This window comes from Thermomonospora curvata DSM 43183 (assembly GCF_000024385.1).
GTDB lineage: Bacteria > Actinomycetota > Actinomycetes > Streptosporangiales > Streptosporangiaceae > Thermomonospora > Thermomonospora curvata.
Genome location: NC_013510.1, coordinates 5,443,513 through 5,460,925, shown reverse-complemented (window position 1 = coordinate 5,460,925; position 17,413 = coordinate 5,443,513). Strand labels below are relative to the sequence as shown.

The 17,413-nt window shown below is 72.0% G+C and carries 15 protein-coding genes; 5 read left to right on the top strand and 10 right to left on the bottom strand.

Going from position 1 to position 17,413, the window contains the following annotated elements; genetic code table 11:
- Positions 1 to 2: 2 nt before the first annotated feature.
- Positions 3 to 809, bottom strand: a complete 807-nt coding sequence (locus TCUR_RS23620) for a hypothetical protein (RefSeq protein ID WP_012855115.1) — start codon at positions 807 to 809, stop codon at positions 3 to 5.
- Positions 810 to 972: 163 nt separating this feature from the next.
- On the opposite strand from TCUR_RS23620, the gene TCUR_RS23615 reads away from it, so the two are divergent.
- Entirely contained in the window at positions 973 to 1,758 is a 786-nt protein-coding gene (locus tag TCUR_RS23615; RefSeq protein WP_012855114.1) for an ABC transporter ATP-binding protein, read from the top strand.
- 21 nt (positions 1,759 to 1,779) lie between these two features.
- Here the strand turns inward: TCUR_RS23615 and TCUR_RS23610 are convergent, their stop codons facing one another.
- The 6 genes from TCUR_RS23610 to TCUR_RS23585 all read right to left on the bottom strand — a co-directional run bounded on the left by TCUR_RS23610 (position 1,780) and on the right by TCUR_RS23585 (position 8,721).
- The gene (locus tag TCUR_RS23610) at positions 1,780 to 2,550 is read right to left on the bottom strand and encodes a sulfite exporter TauE/SafE family protein (RefSeq protein WP_012855113.1); all 771 of its coding nucleotides are present in this window, start codon (positions 2,548 to 2,550) and stop codon (positions 1,780 to 1,782) included.
- A 117-nt stretch (positions 2,551 to 2,667) separates the two neighbouring features.
- On the bottom strand, positions 2,668 to 2,922 hold the full coding sequence (locus TCUR_RS23605) for a hypothetical protein (RefSeq protein ID WP_012855112.1): 255 nt from the start codon (positions 2,920 to 2,922) through the stop codon (positions 2,668 to 2,670).
- Positions 2,923 to 2,982: 60 nt separating this feature from the next.
- Positions 2,983 to 3,897 (bottom strand): Rieske (2Fe-2S) protein, encoded by a 915-nt coding sequence (locus tag TCUR_RS23600; RefSeq protein ID WP_012855111.1) that lies wholly within the window; start codon positions 3,895 to 3,897, stop codon positions 2,983 to 2,985.
- A 244-nt stretch (positions 3,898 to 4,141) separates the two neighbouring features.
- Positions 4,142 to 5,053: a formylglycine-generating enzyme family protein gene (locus TCUR_RS23595; protein ID WP_012855110.1), complete on the bottom strand. Its 912-nt coding sequence runs from the start codon at positions 5,051 to 5,053 to the stop codon at positions 4,142 to 4,144.
- 64 nt (positions 5,054 to 5,117) lie between these two features.
- Complete coding sequence (locus TCUR_RS23590) at positions 5,118 to 7,337, bottom strand: molybdopterin oxidoreductase family protein (protein ID WP_012855109.1); 2,220 nt, start codon at positions 7,335 to 7,337, stop codon at positions 5,118 to 5,120.
- Between the two features lie 109 nt (positions 7,338 to 7,446).
- Positions 7,447 to 8,721 (bottom strand): sulfotransferase family protein, encoded by a 1,275-nt coding sequence (locus TCUR_RS23585; protein ID WP_012855108.1) that lies wholly within the window; start codon positions 8,719 to 8,721, stop codon positions 7,447 to 7,449.
- Positions 8,722 to 8,979: 258 nt separating this feature from the next.
- Between TCUR_RS23585 and TCUR_RS23580 the strand changes: the two genes are divergently transcribed.
- Positions 8,980 to 9,411 (top strand): NfeD family protein, encoded by a 432-nt coding sequence (locus TCUR_RS23580; protein ID WP_012855107.1) that lies wholly within the window; start codon positions 8,980 to 8,982, stop codon positions 9,409 to 9,411.
- 2 nt (positions 9,412 to 9,413) lie between these two features.
- Positions 9,414 to 10,424, top strand: a complete 1,011-nt coding sequence (locus TCUR_RS23575) for an SPFH domain-containing protein (RefSeq protein WP_012855106.1) — start codon at positions 9,414 to 9,416, stop codon at positions 10,422 to 10,424.
- Between the two features lie 56 nt (positions 10,425 to 10,480).
- On the opposite strand, the gene TCUR_RS23570 is transcribed toward TCUR_RS23575, so the two are convergent.
- Positions 10,481 to 13,300, bottom strand: a complete 2,820-nt coding sequence (locus TCUR_RS23570) for an ABC transporter substrate-binding protein (protein ID WP_148233110.1) — start codon at positions 13,298 to 13,300, stop codon at positions 10,481 to 10,483.
- 145 nt (positions 13,301 to 13,445) lie between these two features.
- On the opposite strand from TCUR_RS23570, the gene TCUR_RS25230 reads away from it, so the two are divergent.
- Both TCUR_RS25230 and TCUR_RS23560 read left to right on the top strand, forming a co-directional pair.
- Entirely contained in the window at positions 13,446 to 14,474 is a 1,029-nt protein-coding gene (locus tag TCUR_RS25230; protein WP_012855104.1) for a hypothetical protein, read from the top strand.
- A 161-nt stretch (positions 14,475 to 14,635) separates the two neighbouring features.
- A complete protein-coding gene (locus TCUR_RS23560; protein WP_012855103.1) occupies positions 14,636 to 15,667 on the top strand; it encodes an alpha/beta hydrolase in 1,032 nt (343 codons plus the stop codon).
- Positions 15,668 to 15,674: 7 nt separating this feature from the next.
- On the opposite strand, the gene TCUR_RS23555 is transcribed toward TCUR_RS23560, so the two are convergent.
- Together TCUR_RS23555 and TCUR_RS23550 are read right to left on the bottom strand one after the other, a co-directional pair.
- Complete coding sequence (locus tag TCUR_RS23555; RefSeq protein WP_012855102.1) at positions 15,675 to 16,139, bottom strand: Fur family transcriptional regulator; 465 nt, start codon at positions 16,137 to 16,139, stop codon at positions 15,675 to 15,677.
- Between the two features lie 87 nt (positions 16,140 to 16,226).
- Positions 16,227 to 17,402, bottom strand: a complete 1,176-nt coding sequence (locus TCUR_RS23550) for an aminotransferase class V-fold PLP-dependent enzyme (RefSeq protein WP_012855101.1) — start codon at positions 17,400 to 17,402, stop codon at positions 16,227 to 16,229.
- Positions 17,403 to 17,413 lie beyond the last annotated feature (11 nt).

The following is a 17,413-nucleotide window of genomic DNA, read 5'->3' as shown; positions in this document are numbered from 1 at the left end:
GCTCAGGGGACCGGATCGAAAGCGCTGTTGTGGGCGGCGACCCGGGCGCGGCGCACCGCCCGGTCCAGCATCCGCAGCGCCTCCTCGCGGCGCTGCATCTGCGCGGCGGTCAGGCCGTGCCCCTCCAGCCGGCGGGCCAGATCGACCACCAGCGCCAGCCGCCCGGCCAGCGCGGCCACCCGGTGGGCGCGCGGCGGGTAACCCGGGGCCAGCGTCGCGCACCGCTCCGGGTCGCGCAGGTCCGCCAGCGCGTCGGCGATCTCCGGCGGCACCCCGCCCGTCCCGGTCACCGTCAGCAACGTCTCGGTGGCCTCGCGCATCGCCAGGGTGAGCCCGTGGTCGGCCTCCGACAGCGACGGCACGTCCGCCACCCCCGGCCGCGCCCGGTGCGCTTGCCAGCGGACGCCCACGTACGACGAGCCGCGCCGGTCCTCGGCGGGCACCAGCCCGATCGGCGTCTCCGGCAGGTTCACCAGCACCGCCTCACCGGCCTGCACGGCGGCGGCGTTCAGCTCCGGCGGGCCGGTCAGCCCGAGCGGGTCGCCGGGCGCCGGCAGCGCCAGCCGCAGCGTGGACATCCCGGCCACCCGCAGCGCCGCCAGGGCGCGGCGCAACGGCAGATCGTGGGGGTCGCCGGGCAGCTCGGCGACGACCTGAGGGCCGGCGGCCGCCTCGATGGCGTCCGCCGCCTCATCCAGCCCGACATGGCCGCCGAGCCAGGCATTCCCCCAGGCCACCAGCGCCGCCGCGGCGTCCCGGCGCCGAGGGAACGCGTCCTGCATGCCCACCACCCCGACCAGTAGCTGCATCGATGTCCCTGTCATGGTGGGCGTCCCGGCCGTCCAATGTCCAATCCGGACGTCGAAGAGGTCACACCTGTGCCATCCAGCGAACGTCGATCGCACGCAGGCGCCGCTGATGACGTAGGTTCGACCTGCGGAAGCGGATCCGGCGGGAGGGAAACGAAGACGGATGAGCGGCGAGGTGCTTCGGCTCAGCGGCGTCGGGGTACGGCGCGAGCAGTCCATGCTGCTGCGCGGGATCGACTGGACCGTGCACGACGATGAGCGGTGGGTCGTCATCGGGCCGAACGGGGCCGGCAAGACCACGCTCCTGCAGATCGCCGCGACGCTGCTGTATCCGACCGAGGGCACGGTGGAGGTCTTGGGCGAGCGGCTCGGCCGCACCGATGTGTTCGAGCTGCGCCCGCGCATCGGTTTCGCCAGCGCCGCGGTGGCCGAGCGGGTGCCCCCGGAGGAGAAGGTCATCGACCTGGTGCTGACCGCCTCGTATGCGATCTTGGGACGCTGGCAGGAGGAGTACGACTCCACCGACGTGAGCCGGGCGGTGGCCCTGCTGGAGGCGCTGGGCTGCGCCGAGCTGATCGGCCGCCGCTTCGCCACGCTGTCGGAGGGCGAGCGCAAGCGGGTGCAGATCGCCCGCGCCCTGATGCCCGACCCGGAGCTGCTGCTGCTGGACGAGCCGGCCGCCGGGCTGGACCTGGGCGGCCGTGAGGCGCTGGTCTCCCGGCTGTCGGCCCTGGGCGCCGACCCGACCGCACCCGCCATGGTGATGGTCACCCACCACGTGGAGGAGGTGCCCGAGAGCTTCACCCACGCCCTGCTGCTGCGCCGCGGCTCGGTGGTGGCCATGGGCAAGGTGGAGGAGGTCTTCACCCCCGAGCACCTCAGCGAGTGCTTCGGCCTGCCGCTGACCGTGGAGCGCCAGAACGGCCGCTGGTACGCCCGCGCGAGCTGACGGGCCGCCCGGGGACGGCCGTCAGTCGGTGATCAGGTTGACGATGGCGGTCAGCCCGACCGCCACGATCACTCCGCGCAGCACCATGGGCGGCAGCCTGCGGCCGATCTTGGCGCCCAGCAGGCCCCCCACCGTGGCGCCCAGGGCGATCAGCAGCACCGCCACCCAGTCCACCTCGGTGCGGCCCAGCAGCCACACCGCGGTGAACAGTACGGCGGCCACCCCGTTGACCAGGGCGGCCAGCACGTTCTTGGCGGCGTTGAGGCGCTGCAGATCCTCGTCCAGGAAGATGCCCAGCAGCGCGATGAGGATGATGCCCTGGGCGGCGCCGAAGTAGCCGCCGTAGACCCCGGCGGCCAGCACCCCCGCCCACAGCCAGGGGCCGCCGTGCGGGTGGGCGTGCTCGCGCCGGGCCGCCAGCCAGGCGTTCAGCCGCGGCTGGGTCACCACCAGCACCAGCGACACCGCGATCAGCACCGGGACGATCACCCCGAAGGCCTTCTCCGGCAGTCCCAGCAGCAGCGCGGCCCCGATGATCGCCCCGGTCAGCGAGGCGGCGGCCAGGCGCAGCAGGCGGTCCCGCTGGCCGGCCAGCTCGGCGCGGTAGCCGTAGGCGCCCGCCACCGACCCGGGCACCAGCCCGATGTTGTTGGAGACGTTGGCCGCCACCGGCGGGAACCCCAACGCCACCAGAGTCGGAAAGGTGATCAGGGTGCCCGACCCCACCACCGCGTTGATGCCTCCGGCGCCGATCCCGGCGGCGAACACCGCCGCCGCCTCCAGCGCGTTCACACCCCGTCCCGTCGATCCACCACGCCCCGATGGTAGGAAAAGCCCTGCTCATCCCGTTCGGCGGGGCGGGCGGAACGCCCTGGGAGAGACGAAGCTCACTCCCGCCGGCCGCCCCGGTCAGCCGGCGTCGCGCAGCTGGGCGCGTTCGTCGGCCTGCACGTCCATGACGGGGTATTCGACCAGCGCCAGCACGCGGCTGGCCATGAAACGGGCGGTGCGGACCGGGGTCCCGGTGCGGGTGACCTCGCTGACCTCGACCACCCCGCGCCTGGTGGCGACCTCCACCCGGCGGCCCGCCCGGGTGGCCTTCACTTCGTAGGTCCGGGTGCCCTCCCCGGCGTCGATCACGATCTCGACCCTGTCACCCTTCATGGCGCGGCTCCCCGACATCGAACGTATATTCGACATATACCCCGCGAGAGGGGCACGGAATCAGGGGATGGGGCGCACTTGCAGGATGCCGTTCTCCACCCGGGTCTCAAAGGACGGCGGACGGCCGGTGGCCGGGCCGTGCACCACCGCCCCGTCCGTCACCCGGAAGACGCTGCCGTGCCAGGGACACACCACGCAGGTGCCGTTGTACTCGTCGGTGACGATGCGGCCCTGGTGCAGCGGGCCGCCCAGGTGGGCGCAGCGGTCGCCCAGCACGTGCACCTCGTCGCCCTCGCGCAGCACGAACAGGTTGAGGTAACCCAGCCTGCGCTGCACCGGCCAGCCGTCGGGCAGGTCGTCCACCGGGCACAGGTCGTGCCAGCCCAGCGACACCAGGTGGGAGACCTTGTCGGCGTGGTTGGCGCCCGCGGCCTGCCGGAGGGCCAGGTGACCGCCCAGGTAGGCGCCGCCGAGCAGGACCGACAGGCCGGCGAAGCCCAGCATGCGCCCGGTGGCGGTCCGGCCGCGCCGCCGGGCCAGCAGCGAGGCGGCGTACAGGGCGACGGCGGCGCTGTTGGCGAGGGCGTGCACCAGGCCCACCCGCTGCTGCTCGCGGTGCAGCGCCGACCAGTCGGCCCACCCGGTGAGCGCGGTCGGCACGGCCCCGGCCAGCCCGGCGGCCACCAGGGCCTCGGCGGCCCGCTCCGTCCCGGGGATCAGGTCCAATATCGCCGCCGAGGTCCAGCAGCCCACCGGCACGTCGGTCAGCGGAGGGTGCGCCGGATGCCCCACCGGCACCCCGTGCAGGGCGTCCTTGACCGGTCCCGGACGCAACAGCCGGGAGATCGTCGAGGAGATCGCCCGGATCGTCCCGTCCAGGCCCGTCATGTGCTCCAGGCCGTCGACCACGTCGGCCGCGTGCGTTCCGGGTTGCCGGGGTCTGCGCCGGAACATCTTGCTCGCCCGTTCAGTCATTGATCCCCCCAGTGACCGGGTGCGACGTCGTGCCTTCGGGCCGCCGGTGACCTCCCGCTTCCGGTGGGGCCGAACCACCGGGGACGCCCGTTGCACACTAGCGGCACTACCCCGAACGAGCCACCACAGCCGCACTGAACCTTTTCCCCGCCTGATCCCGGGTGTCGGAAACGTCCCGGCCACGGCATTGCTCCCGGTCGCGGCCTGCGGAAACGGAGAGCGTAAAAGGTTCACCCAGCCGCTTCTACAGCGGGTCGGCGGCGCAGCGGAAGCCGGTGTGGGCGGCGCTGGAGTCGGGGGTGTTGCAGGTCCGGGCGGCGACCCGGTAGCGGTTGCAGTACGACTCGTGGCACAGGAACGAGCCGCCCTTGGTGACGCGGGCGGTCCCGGTCTCCGGGCCGCGCGGGTCGATGCGGGTGGCCGGGGACTCGGTGGCGTGCCAGTCGGCGCTCCACCAGTCGGCGCACCACTCCCAGACGTTGCCGGCGACGTTGTAGAGCCCATAGCCGTTGGGGGCGAAGGCGTTGACCGGGGCGGTGCCGGTGTAGCCGTCCTCGCCGGTGTCGTGCACGGGGAAGGTGCCCTGCCAGATGTTGCAGCGGTGCCGGCCGCGCGGGGTCAGCTCGTTCCCCCACGGGTAGCGGGCCTGGTCCAGCCCGCCGCGCGCGGCCATCTCCCATTCGGCCTCGGTGGGCAGGCGCTTGCCGGCCCAGGTGGCGTAGGCGACCGCGTCGTTCCAGGAGACGTGGACGACCGGGTGGTTGGGACGGTCGGTGATGGACGACCCCGGCCCTTCGGGGGCCTTCCAGTAGGCCCCGGGGACCGCCACCCACCAGGGCGCCTCGGGGACCACCGCGTCCATGACCGGGGTGCCGGGGGCCACATGGGCGTGGAAGACGAACGACCAGCCGTACCGTTCGGCGTCGGTGACATAGCCGGTGGCCTTGACGAACGCGGCGAACTGCCGGTTGGACACCGCGTACCGGTCGATCAGGAAGGGGGAGAGCCGGACGGTGCGCACCGGCCCTTCGCCGTCCTCGGGGAAGGCGTCGGGGTCCTCGCCGCCCATCCGGAACGTCCCGCCGGGGATGGCCACCATGCCCTTGGCGATCTCCTGTGGAGACCGGCGCGGGATGTCGAAGTCGAACGAGGGCACGGCCCGCCCCGGCGCCCCCGTCGTCAGTGAGGGGGCGCAACAGGCGGGACGTTCCTGGGCTCCGTCAGCCAACTCGCTCCACCGTCACCGGGACTCCGTTGAAGACCGCGTTGCCGGACAACGGGTCGACTTCCTGCTCGTCGGTGACCACGTTGACGTTGACCCCGGCGTGCTCGCCGGCGACCCGCAACCGGGTGCCCGGCCGGTCGTGGCCCCATCCGTGCGGCAGGCTCACCACCCCGGCCATCACCGTGTCGGTCGGCTCGGCCACCGCCTCGAGGGTACCGGCCCGGGAGGTCACCCGCACGGTGTCTCCGGCGTTGATGCCCAGCCGCTCGGCGTCGGCGGGGTTGAGCTGCAGGGTGCACCGGTTGCTGCCGCGCACCAGCGCCGGCACGTTGTGCAGCCAGCTGTTGTTGGAGCGCAGGTGCCGCCGGCCGATCAGCACCAGCCCCTGCGGCGGGGCGGCGCCCAGCCCTTCGCGCAGCCGCTCGGCGTCGGCGGCGAACGTGGGCGGGCACAGCTCGACCAGCCCGGAGGCGGTGCACAGCACCTCCTCCAGGCGCGGCTCCAGGGGGCCCAGGTCGATGCCGTGCGGGTGCTCGTCGCGGAGCCTGGCCAAGGTGAGCCCTTCGGGGTCGGCGCCGAAGCCCTCGCCGTAGGGGCCCAGCCGCAGCATCATGTCCAGCCGCAGTTCCACGCCCCGGCCGGTGAGGGCCTTGCGCAGCTCGGCGGGCTCGCGTCCATGCACCGGCGAGCCGGGGATGGTGACGGCCTTGGCCAGCGTGGCGCCGACGATCATCTCGTCCAGCGCGGCCGGGTCGCCGTCGGGGTCGCCGGAGGCGATCAGGGCCAGCCGGGCCAGGATCTCCGCCTCGCTGGGCCGCCCCTTGGGCAGCGGCACCGCCGGCGGGGAGTAGCGGGCGTAGTTGCGGACGGTGAAGTTCAGCAGCGCCAGGTCGTAGTGCGGGCTCTGGGTGGGGCGGGGCGGCGGCAGCACCACGTGGGCGTGCCGGGTGGTCTCATTGAGGTAGGGGTCGACGCTGACCATGAACTCCAGGTCGGCCAGCGCCTCCTCCAGCCGGCCGGAGCCCGGCGCCGACAGGGCGGGGTTGCCGCCGATGGTGATCAGCGCCCGGATCCGGCCCTCGCCGGGGGTGAGGATCTCCTCGGCCAGCGCGGCCACCGGCAGCTCCCCGCGGACCTCGGGCAGGCCGCGCACCCGGCTGTGCCAGCGTCCGGTGGTGAACGGCTGCTTCTTGCGGTAGAGGGGGATGTGGGCGGCCCGGGGGAACATGGCCCCGCCGGGCCGGTCGAGGTTGCCGGTCAGCACGTTCAGCACGTCCACCAGCCAGCTGGCGAGCGTGCCGTAGGACTGGGTGCAGGTGCCGATCCGGCCGTAGACCGCGGCGCGCTCGGCGGCGGCCAGCTCGCGGGCCATGCGGCGGATCTGCAGCGGGCGGATGCCGGTGATGTCGGCGACCTGCTCGGGGGTGAAGTCCACCGCCAGCGCCCGCAGGTCGTCCAGGCCGTGCACCCGGCCCTCCAGGTGGCCCAGCTGCACCAGGTCCTCGGCGAACAGGGTGTGGACGAGGGCGAACAGCAGGTGGGCGTCGGTGCCGGGGCGGATCGGGATGTGCTGGTCGGCCAGCGCGGCGGTGCGGGTGCGGCGGGGATCGACCACGGTGATGCGGCCGCCGCGGGCGCGGATGGCCTTCAGGCGGCCGGGGAAGTCCGGCGCCGAGCACAGGCTGCCGTTGGACTCCAGCGGGTTGGCGCCCAGCATCAGCAGATGGTCGGTGCGGTCCAGGTCGGGCACCGGCACGGCCAGCGGGTCGCCGAACATGTAGCCGGCGCTGACGTGCTTGGGCATCTGGTCGGCGGTGCTGGCCGAGAAGACGTTGCGGGTGCCCAGCGCCCTGATCAGCGCGCCGTTGTACAGCGGCCCGGCGACGGTGTGGGCGTTGGGGTTGCCGATGTAGACCGCCACCGCGTCCCGGCCGTGCCGTTCGATGACCGCCCGCAGCTGCCGGGCCACCGTGGCGAACGCCGCGTCCCACCAGGTCTGCACGTGCCGGTCGCCGTCACGTACCAAGGGGGCGTCGAGCCGGTCGGGGTCGCCGTCCAGACTGCCCAGCGTGGCGCCCTTGGGGCAGATGAACCCTTTGCTCAAGGGGTCGGCGGCGTCCCCCCGTACCTTGGTCACCCGGTCGTTGTCGAGGGAGAGCTCCAGCCCGCACAGAGCCTCGCACAGCGGGCAGGTCCGGTACGCCGTACGCTTCATGACCGCGCTCCTTTGGTACGTTCGCATACCAATAATGGACCGGGGTCATGGCGCCGCGCCATGTGACCGGAGCACAAAGAAGATAGGGAAATCTTCCCCTCGTGTTTACTCAGCGCTCCTTGACCGGCTCCTCCTTCGTGCCGAAGCGCTCGGCGTAGGGGGCCAGCGCCCGCCGCCGTTCGGCCAGCTCCAGCCCGATGTCCGCCAGCCGGTAGTCCACCCGCCCGTGCCGGCCCCGGGGATGCTCGGCCATGTACGCCTCCATCGCCGCCCGGGTCTCCTCGGTGAACGGCTGGCCGGCCACCTGGTAGATGCGTTCCACCATGGCGATGTCGTCGGCCATGAACTCGTGGAACAGCACGTCGATCGACTGCTCCTTGGGCACCAGGTCGCGGTCGCGCAGGCAGCGTTCCATGTAGATGGCCGACCGGTCGCGCCAGTAGGCGCCTACGGCGTGCGGGTCGATCGGGTAGGTCGTCATGCGCAGCCCGTAGCACAGCATGGTGGTCAGCGACGCGGTGACCGCCACCGGGTCGCGGTGGGTGATCACCACGGTGGCGTCCGGGAACACCTTCATCAGCGGGCCGAGCTGCTCCAGGTGCTGGGGGGCCTTGAGCACCCAGCGCCCGCCGCCCCGCAGCCAGGTGATGGCCTTGAGCGCGGTGCGCAGGTACTCGTAGGCGAACGTCTGGTCGGTGCCCAGGTACCAGTCCCTATAGGACGGCACCATCGCCTGGATCTCCAGGTGTGTGGAGGCGAACGTCAGCGCCAGCAGGCCGCCCTCTTCGTGGGAGTAGGTCGGCGTCAGGTCGAACATCCGCTTCAGGTACGGCAGCGTGGTGTGCACCAGGTGCAGCGAGGCCGCCACCCGCTGGATGCGCGGCTCGATCGTGCCCTCCTCGCCGGGCGGCGGGACGGGCTCGCAGGCCTCCCAGTAGGGCAGCGGGCGCAGCGCCGGGTCGGCCGACAGCAGGTTGTGCAGGTGGGTGGTGCCGGTGCGGGGCAGCCCGGCGATGATGATCGGCCGCTCGATCTGCACGTCGTGGATTTCCGGGTGCCGGTTCAGCAGGTCCTGCAACCGCAGCCGCTGGGTGAGCTGGGCCAGCAGCTGGGCGTGCCAGACGACCTTGCCGTGCTCGGCCAGCCCGGCCTCCTCCCGCAGCGACCGGCACAGGATCTCCAGCGGCTCGCGGAAGGCCTCATCGCCGAAGTCCTCCATGCGCCGCCCGGTCGCCTCGGTCTGCTGGACGGCCATCTCCATCAGCGCCTCGGGCTCCAGCGTGCAGGCCGGCGCCATCGCCGTCAGGCCGTCGATGAGCTGCTGGGCCTCGGGGGAGAAACGCGGTTCGGCGAGATCGTCGATGTGGACGTCGGGGGGCCTCATGCTGCTCTTTCCTCCACCGGGCGGTGCCGTGCTTGACCTGCGTGGCCGCTGGTTCGAACCGTGCGCGCCACTGATCCCGGCACGCTATCCAATGGGCTGCGGAGCGCCACTGATAAGCGCGATAAGGCGCACTCGGAGAATTCATGCCAATGCGACAAACTTGATCTACCTGTTAAGTAGATAAATTCCCCATTACCCGAGGCGCCGGTACCGGATACGGTGAGAGAAGGAGAGTTCAGCCGCGTGCCGGGGGTGGTCATGGAGGCGTGGATCGTCTGGTTGATCGTGGCCGCCGCGCTGGGCGTAGCGGAGCTTTTCACCCTGACGTTGGCCCTCGGACTGCTGGCGGTCGCCGCGGCCGCGGCCGGGCTGGCCGGGCTGGCCGGGCTGCCGCTGCTCGCCCAGGTGCTGGTGTTCGTGGTCGCCTCGGCCGCCGGGCTGGGGCTGGTGCGGCCGGTCGCCCGCCGGCACATCCGCCAGCCCCCGCCGCTGCGCACCGGCGCCGCCGCCCTGGTCGGCAAGGAGGCGCTGACGCTGACCGAGGTCAGCAAGCGCGGCGGGCTGGTGCGCATCGGCGGCGAGGAGTGGTCGGCCCGCCCCTACGACCCCGACCTGGTCATCCCCGCCGGCGCCGATGTGGACGTGCTCGGCATCGAGGGGGCCATCGCACTCGTCTACCCGAGGGAGTAACCGTGGCCGGACTGACCATCGGGATCATCATCGCGCTGGTAGTGATCCTCGTGATGGTCCGCACCGTGCGCATCGTGCCGCAGGCGCATGCGGCGAACGTGGAGCGGCTCGGCCGCTACCTGCGCACCCTGGATGCGGGCCTGAACTTCGTCATCCCCTTCATCGACCGGGTGCGGCCGCTGATCGACCTGCGCGAACAGGTGGTCTCCTTCCCGCCCCAGCCGGTCATCACCGAAGACAACCTGGTCGTCCACATCGACACCGTCCAGTACTTCCAGGTCACCGACCCGCGGGCGGCCCAGTACGAGATCGCCGACTACATCAAGGCGATCGAGCAGCTGACCATCACCACGCTGCGGAACGTGATCGGCAGCCTGGACCTGGAGGCCACCTTGGTCTCCCGGGAGCAGATCAGCACCCAGCTGCGCGCGGTGCTGGACGACGCCTCCACCAAGTGGGGCGTGCGGGTCAACCGGGTGGAGATCAAGGCCATCGACCCGCCGCCGACCATCCAGGAGGCGATGGAGAAGCAGATGCGGGCCGAGCGGGACAAGCGCGCCGCGATCCTGACCGCCGAGGGCGCCCGCCAGTCGGCCATCTTGACCGCCGAAGGCGAAAAGCAGAGCGCCATCCTGCGCGCCGAGGGCGCCAAGGCCGCCGCGATCTTGGAGGCGGAAGGCCAGGCGGAGGCCATCGGACGGGTCTTCGACGCCGTCCACCGCCACAACGCCGACCCCAAGCTGCTGGCCTACCAGTACCTGCAGATGCTGCCGGAACTGGCCAAGGGCCAGGGCAACACCTTCTTCGTCATCCCCAGCGAGGTCACCGGCGCCCTGCAGGCGGTCTCCAAGGCGTTCGGCGGCCAGGGCGACGATGGTGAGTCCGCCAAGCCCGCCGCCGAGGAGAAGACCTCCGGGCAGGACGGCCCGCCGGCGCTGAACGCCCCCGCCCAGCCCTCTGGCGGCGCCACCGCCTACCAGCCGGCTTCCCAGGAGGCTCCGGTCCAGCAGTGAATCCACAGTCCCCGCACCGGGACGGATTTTCGCCCGTCTTGGTGCGGGGACGAGCTTCAGCATCGCTTCTCCTGGGCGGCGTACAGCCGGCCGCACTGGCGCACCAGGACCTGCTCGCCGCTTTGGTTCAAGGTGACCAGCAGGACCGGACGGTCGAGGGCATGGTGGCCGTTCGCAGCGCCGTGCAGTTTGATCAGGCCGCTCGCGCCGTCGACCGGGGGCATTGTCTGCAGGGCCAGCAGCACCCCGCCCCGGTCCGGCACCGGGGCGTGGCCACCCTGCCCGATCAGGGCCGCCTGGGCGGCGCGGACCAGGATGTCGGCCGCGTCCCGGCCCTGCGCCGCATACTCCCTGGAGGGCTGCTCCTCTGCCCGCAGCCGGTCCAGCCTCAGCGATCTGAGTGTTTCGTTCATCGCGCCGTAGAAGTCCGGGCGGTGCCCTTCCTCCTCTTTCCACGCGGTAGGCGAGGCCAGCGGCGTGAATAGGAGCCGCACTCGGCTGTCGCGGCTGAGCTCGGTGGCGTGGTCGTTGGCGTACTGGGTCACCCCGTCGCTGGCGAATACCGTCACCTGCCCGCACCCAGAGGTGGTGAGCGCGGTGAGGAAACCCTTGAAGTGCTCGGCTCGTCCGGCGTAGAAGGCCGTCTTGGGAGGATCGGCCCCCGAGCAGATCTCAGTAGCCCTCTTGGCGAGCTCCCCGCTGTTGGCGAAGCTGACCTCCTGGCCGCGGTTGCCCAGTTTTTCCAGGTATCTGCGTCCCAGATCCTTGCCGTACAGGTCCTGGGCCGTGGTGTCGGTGAAGACGATCGCCCTGTCGAGGGCGGGGATGTCCAACTCTTGAATGCCTTCCAGCGCCCAGCGGACCGTGTGCTCGGCCAGCACGCTGTTCGGGGGCGCCAGCGGAAACAGGGAGGGGATATAGGAATTCCGGCCCGGCAGACGGCCCATGTCGTCGAAGGTCGCCGTCGTGCTGATCATCGGGATCGAGCGCTGCCCCAGGAGCCGGATGGCCTTGTCGACGTGCCGATGGCTCTCCCCCAGGCCGAGTACGCCCACCACAGTGGGATCCTGCTCGGCCAGTTCCAGCACCTGCCGGGCGACCTGCTCGGCGAATCGGTAGTAGTGGCCGCTGTTGGCCACTAGCAGGCGCAACTGCAGCTTGCTGCCGTCACCGCCGGTTCTGATCAGCTCGCGCTGGGCCAGGGCCAGGCCCAGCAGCTCGCCGTGGACGTCCGACAACAGGTCATCGCCGCCGACGGCTGGTTCGCGGGTGCGGCTCAAGCCACCGATGTAGACCGCCGTGACGTACGGCCGTCCAGATTCCAGGATGCTCTCATTGGCCTCCTGGATGTGCTTCAGCGCGGTCTTCAGGCGCTTGTGGAAGACGAAGCTCCCGTCGCTGATCCCGATGCACTCTCCGGTCTCGACGCGCCGGATGCCGGGTGCGCACCTGTCCCAGTTCACCTCGACGACCCGCGTCAGGAAGCTCAGCACCAAAGCCGCGGTCACCAGCCAGGGGAGGGCGGGATGCGCCAGGAACGGACGGCGCCGTCCCCGGTAGTGGCCTGCGCTCCGGTTGCGGAAGTCGGTGTCTGCGGCTTCCAGGCCGATCCGCAGCACCCGGCGTGAGCCGAGCGCGCGGTCCTTGGCCCAGGACTCCCCCCACCGCTGCCAGGCCACCGCCATCTGCTCGGGACGCACGGGACGCTCCAACGCCGGGTCGGTCCCGGGCTCGGAGGTCTCGGGCCGGCCCATGACGACCACCAACAGCGGGTCTGCAGAGCAGGTCGTGGCGCGGACCTCCTCCACCAGCTGCACCAGCCGCATGTCCGGCCCGTCCAGCAATAGCACCGGGTAGACGGTGCGGGCCCACGAAGCCCGCCGCCACGGCCGCCGCCGGCCGCGCCGGTACTCCTGGCGTAGGTCCTCTAGGAAGGCGTTCACCAGTAGGCAGGCCAGGTCGTGGTCGGCCTTGCCGGCGTCCTGAGGGGGAAGGGCGGCACAGGGATCCGCCTCGCTGAGCCGCCGGGCCTGCAGTACCCGGACCGCGAACTCCACGAAGTTGTGCGGCCTGTTGCGGGGCGGGGAGAGGTAGGGCTGGCGCAACAGCCAGCGGTACCGGTGCCGCCCGGTCCACGGGCGCGAGCGCAGCAGCACGTGGACCGCCCCGGCGACCATGCACCCGATGACGATCACCAGGCTGACGAGCATGGTGAGGCGTTCCACCCAGTTCAGCCCGGCCAGCGCGGTGATCGACGCCCAAAACGGCAGCCGCTCGTCGGCATAGGAGCGCACGTTCGCCCAGAACATCCGCTGGTCGGCTGCGTTGCCCCGGCGCAGCTGGCGGCGCTGCCGGATCTCCCGGCGCACCTCCTCGCGCAGGCGGTCCGGCCCTAAGGCGCTGATCTGCAGTTCCAGCAGCCACAGCACCTGGGTCAGCAGCGGGAACCGCAGCCGCGGCTCGCCGCGCGGCGTGGCCGCGGCCAGGCCGTGGGCGGCCGTTCCCAAGGCCGCCCCGACGCACCGGTGCAGCGGGATGTCCGCGGCGCCGCCCGGTCTTCTGGGCTCGGGGACGGGCTGGGTGGTCAATCGCGCATACGGGGTGCCCTCGCACCGCTCTTCGAGCGCTTGGGCGACGGCTGCGGTCGCCTCGGCCGGCCCGGATATGGACACGATCGGCAGCGGGACGTCCCCCTGCCGCCAGGTGGGGCGCGTCCGCATCCGGTCGAAGGCGCACAGGAACTGGCGGACCTTGTCGAAGGGCTGAAACGGGTCGCCGGAGGGCTCCTCGCCGGACACCGGCACGCCTGAGGCGCCTGAGAGGGAATCGAAGGGCGGGCTGCCGGCCATCGAGTGCTCCAAGGTCGGCTCATTCACGCGGACTAGCCGGATAGACGCATCGGGACGCACCGATGTTCCGCTCCGTGTTCAGATGGTTACAGATTGATCTTTGCCGGCTCAGCCGAACGAGGACACAGAAAACGCGTTGTGGCCGGGACGGCCGGCGGGCGAGCATCGGCCCATGGGCCATCGTGCGAATTTCGTCCTGGTCGATGAGGCGGGCTGGCGGCTGTATTACTCCCACTGGGCGGCCGTTCGGATCCGCTCGGTGCTGGCCCCCGGCCCGCAGGCGGCCACCCGTTTCATCGCCGCGCAGCGGCTCTGCCGGGACCGCGAACGCGACTGGCTGGACGATGTGTGGGCCGAGGGCGGCGCGGTGGTGGACCACCTCACCCGCCGGCTGATCTTCTACGGGGACGACCTGACGCTGGACCTGCCGGCCAAGCGGGTCTTCCTGCGGCTGCTGGAGCTGACCTGGCCGGGGTGGAGCATCCGGTGGGCCTATGACGGCCTGGGCGACCTGGCCGCCCATGTCGGCGTGGACCGCCGGGTCGTCCGCTCGATCGACGAGGACGCGCGGCGCCTGCCCAAGGAGCTGCACACCGACCCGGACTGGCCCTGCCACCTGCTCACCGTCCGGGACGAGTCGGGCGGGGTGACCGCCTACCCGTTCCTGGAGGACTGCCACACCGCCTGGCAGGGGCCGGCCCTGCTGGAGCGGCTGACCGTGCGCGGGCTCGACCGGCTGGAGTTGCCGGAGCTTCCGGTGAGCGGGCTGCATCTGGACCTCGCCGACCGCACCGCCGGGGTGTGGCTGGGCGGGACCGGCACCGGGCTGGTGCCGGCGCTGCGGGAGCTGTGGCCCGGCTGGCGGGTGTGCTTCTGGGAGGACCGCTACGAGGAGCAGCGGCGCCGCTGCGCCGGCGCGGTCGTCTTTCCGCCGCCCGGCGACGATCTCGCCCTGCTCGATGAGCTGATGGGTTCGCTGGAGAGGTCCCTGGGCCGCGACCCGGTGCCGGCCATGCTGGACGCGGTCCGCAGGCACGCCGCCGAAGAGGGCAAGAGGGTGGAGCTCAACCCGCTCTTCACCGCCCACCGGCAGGTCGACCCGCAGGCCGCGGAGTGGGCCGCGCTGCTGCGCGCCGCCGCGCGGCTGCGCACCTTGCTCGAAAACCGGGGGCCGTCGGCGGGAACGTTGTCAGGGCCATAACAAGATCGACGAGGGCGGCGGGGGGAAATCGTCGGAAACGGCAGTATCCCGCCCGGCCGGTGGGGGACTAGGGTCTGGTCACTTACATGCGGTGGTTTCGCGCGCCGCGCCGGGGCGCCGGCGCGGCGCGTCGCATCGGAAGCAGGGAGAGGACCGCCGATATGAGGCTTTCCCAGGGCGTGCGCCGGGCCGCCGCGGCGGCGGGCGCGCTGGCTTTGGGGTGCACGCTGGTTCCGGCCGCCCCGGCGGCGGCCGCCGCCTACCGGCCCGCCGACAACGGCGCGAAGATCGTCAAGGTGCGCCGGCTGGACTCGCGCGCCTTGGAGCTCACCATGCGCTCGCCCGCGGTGGGCAAGAAGCTCAAGGCGCTGGTGCTGTTGCCCAAGGGCTGGAAGCGGACCGCCAAGCGGACCTGGCCGACGGTCTACATGTACGCCGGGGGCGGCGGTGACGACCACACCACCTGGGTCCGCCAGACCGACCTGCGCAAGGTCGCGGCCCGCTGGAACGTCATGGTGGTCCTGCCCTACAACGGCCAGTTCGGCGGGTTCGTCAACCACTACAACTACGGCAAGGGCGGGCGCCCCAAGTGGGAGACCCACCACACGCTCGAGGTGCGCCAGCTCGTGGAGCGCAACCTGCGGGCCGGCAAGCGGCGGGCGGTGATGGGCATCTCCGCCGGCGCCCTGGGCGCGATGTCCTACGCCGGCCGTCACCCGCGCCTGTTCAAGTACGTGGCGGCCTTCAGCGGGACGCTGCACATCCGCAAGCCGGGGGTGCCGCAGATCCTCATGGCGCTCAACGCCCGGGTCGGCAACGACGACCCCTACAAGATCTGGGGCGTGCCGGGCGTGCACGAGGCGAACTGGAAGGCCCACAACCCCTACGACCTGGCGCCGCGGCTGCGCGGCATCGGCCTGTACGTCTCCTCGGGCACCACCGGCGAGCCCGGCCCGCTGGACCCCAAGAACCTCAGCCCCGAGGAGGCGCTGCGCAAGCGGGTGCTGGGCGGGCTCAGCGAGCAGGTCACCGGTGACACCTCCAAGGCCTTCGCGGCCCGGCTGCGGAAGCTGAAGATCCCGGTGACGACCCACTTCTACGGCGACGGCTGGCACGCCTGGCCTTACTGGGAGCGGGAGATGCACCGGGCCTGGCCGAAGGCGATGAAGGCCCTCGGCGCCAAGCGCGCCTGACCGGCGGTCACCCCTCCGGGGCGGACCGCCGGCAGGACGGGCACAGCCCCCAGTAGATGACCTCGGCCTCGTCGATCTGGTAGCCGGCGTCGGCGGAGGGTTCCAGGCAGGGGGCCCGGCCCACCGCGCAGTCCACGTCGGTGATCGCGCCGCAGCGGCGGCAGACCAGGTGGTGGTGGTTGTCGCCGATGCGGCCTTCGTAGCGGGCGGGGCTGCCGGCCGGTTCGATGCGGCGCAGCAGGCCGGCCTTGGTGAGGGCGTGCAGGGCCTCGTAGACGGCCTGGGTGGAGACGGTGCCCACCCGTTGCCGGACCCGTTCGGCCACGGCCTCGGCGACCAGGTGGTCGCCGGAGCGCACGGCCTCCAGGATCGCGACCCTGGCCGCGGTGACCCGCAGGCCCGCGCTGCGCAGCGCGTCGGCCGGCGGGAGCGGCTCGGGCGACTTGGCCGGGTGGGCGGTTACGGGCGGCACTTCGGGACTCCTAAACCTGAATGATTCAAGATAATGAATGATACTTGCTTGCTTCGGGTGAGCGTCCCCCCGGGGGGTGAGGCCCGTTCAGCCGACGGCGGCGGCTATGGCGGACACGGCCAGCTCAAGCTCCTCTTCGGTGTTGTAGTAGTGCGGCGACAGGCGCACCCGGGGCGGCGGTGTGACGCCCGCGTCATAGCGGTAGGTCTGCTCGCTCACCCGGGCGTTGATCCGGCGCGGGGCGGCGGCCAGGCGCTCCACGATCCGGGCGGCCTCCACGCTCTCGTGGGTGAAGGTGACGATCCCGCTCTTGAGACGTCCCCGGTCGTGCACCGTGACGCCGGGCAGGTCGGCCAGCAGGGCGCGCAGCCGCTCGGCCAGCGACACCACCCGCGCCTCGATCGCCTCCAGCCCCAGCTCCAGAGCGTAGGACGCGGCGGCGGCCAAACCGAGCTGCCCGGCCGCAAAACGCTCCCAGGTCTCAAACCGCCGGGCGTCCGGGCGCAGCTCATAGGAGTTCGGACCGGTCCAGTCGGCGGCGCGCAGGTCCACCAGCGGCGGCTCCAGCTCCCGCGCCACCTCCCGCCGCGCGTACAGAAAGCCGGTGCCGCGCGGACCCCGCAGGAACTTGCGCCCGGTCGCCGACATCAGATCGCAGCCGATCTCCCGGACGTCCACCACCAGCTGCCCCACCGACTGGCAGGCGTCCAGCAGGTACAGCGCGCCCGCCCGGCGGGTCAGCCGGCCCACCTCGGCCGCCGGGTTGACCAGCCCGTCGTGGGTGGGCACGTGGTTGATCGCCACCAGCTTGACGTTCCCGGCCGCCAGCATCCGCTCCAGCGACTCCAGGCACAGCTGCCCGTGCCCGTCGTCCGGCACCACCTCCACCACCGCGCCGTGCCGCCGGGCCGCCTGCAGGAAGCCCAGCGCGTTGCTGGCGTACTCGCTGGTGGTGGTCAAGATGCGCTCGCCGGGACGGAACGGGATGGCGTAGCAGGCCATGTCCCAGGCGCGGGTGGCGTTCTCCACGAAGGCGATCTCGTCCGGCTCGGCCCCGATCAGCTCCGCCAGCACCCGGTAGGAGGCGGCGAACTGCGGCGCGGCGGCGTCGGCCGCCTCGTACCCGCCGATGCGGCTCTCCAGCTCCAGATGCGCCAGCACGGTGTCGCGGACGACGGCGGGCGGCAGGGCGGCCCCGGCGTTGTTGAGGTGGACGACCTCCGCGCAACCGGGTGTCTCCGCCCTGATCCGGTCCACGTCCAAAGCCGGGTCCT

Excerpts from the sequence above, each read along its gene's own strand:
- TCUR_RS23600 (WP_012855111.1), bottom strand. The coding sequence starts at position 3,897 with ATGACTGAACGGGCGAGCAAGATGTTCCGGCGCAGACCCCGGCAACCC.
- TCUR_RS23615 (WP_012855114.1), top strand. The coding sequence starts at position 973 with ATGAGCGGCGAGGTGCTTCGGCTCAGCGGCGTCGGGGTACGGCGCGAG.
- TCUR_RS23585 (WP_012855108.1), bottom strand. The coding sequence starts at position 8,721 with ATGAGGCCCCCCGACGTCCACATCGACGATCTCGCCGAACCGCGTTTC.
- TCUR_RS23590 (WP_012855109.1), bottom strand. The coding sequence starts at position 7,337 with ATGAAGCGTACGGCGTACCGGACCTGCCCGCTGTGCGAGGCTCTGTGC.
- TCUR_RS23620 (WP_012855115.1), bottom strand. The coding sequence starts at position 809 with ATGCAGCTACTGGTCGGGGTGGTGGGCATGCAGGACGCGTTCCCTCGG.
- TCUR_RS23560 (WP_012855103.1), top strand. The coding sequence starts at position 14,636 with ATGAGGCTTTCCCAGGGCGTGCGCCGGGCCGCCGCGGCGGCGGGCGCG.
- TCUR_RS23580 (WP_012855107.1), top strand. The coding sequence starts at position 8,980 with ATGGAGGCGTGGATCGTCTGGTTGATCGTGGCCGCCGCGCTGGGCGTA.
- TCUR_RS23605 (WP_012855112.1), bottom strand. The coding sequence starts at position 2,922 with ATGAAGGGTGACAGGGTCGAGATCGTGATCGACGCCGGGGAGGGCACC.
- TCUR_RS25230 (WP_012855104.1), top strand. The coding sequence starts at position 13,446 with ATGGGCCATCGTGCGAATTTCGTCCTGGTCGATGAGGCGGGCTGGCGG.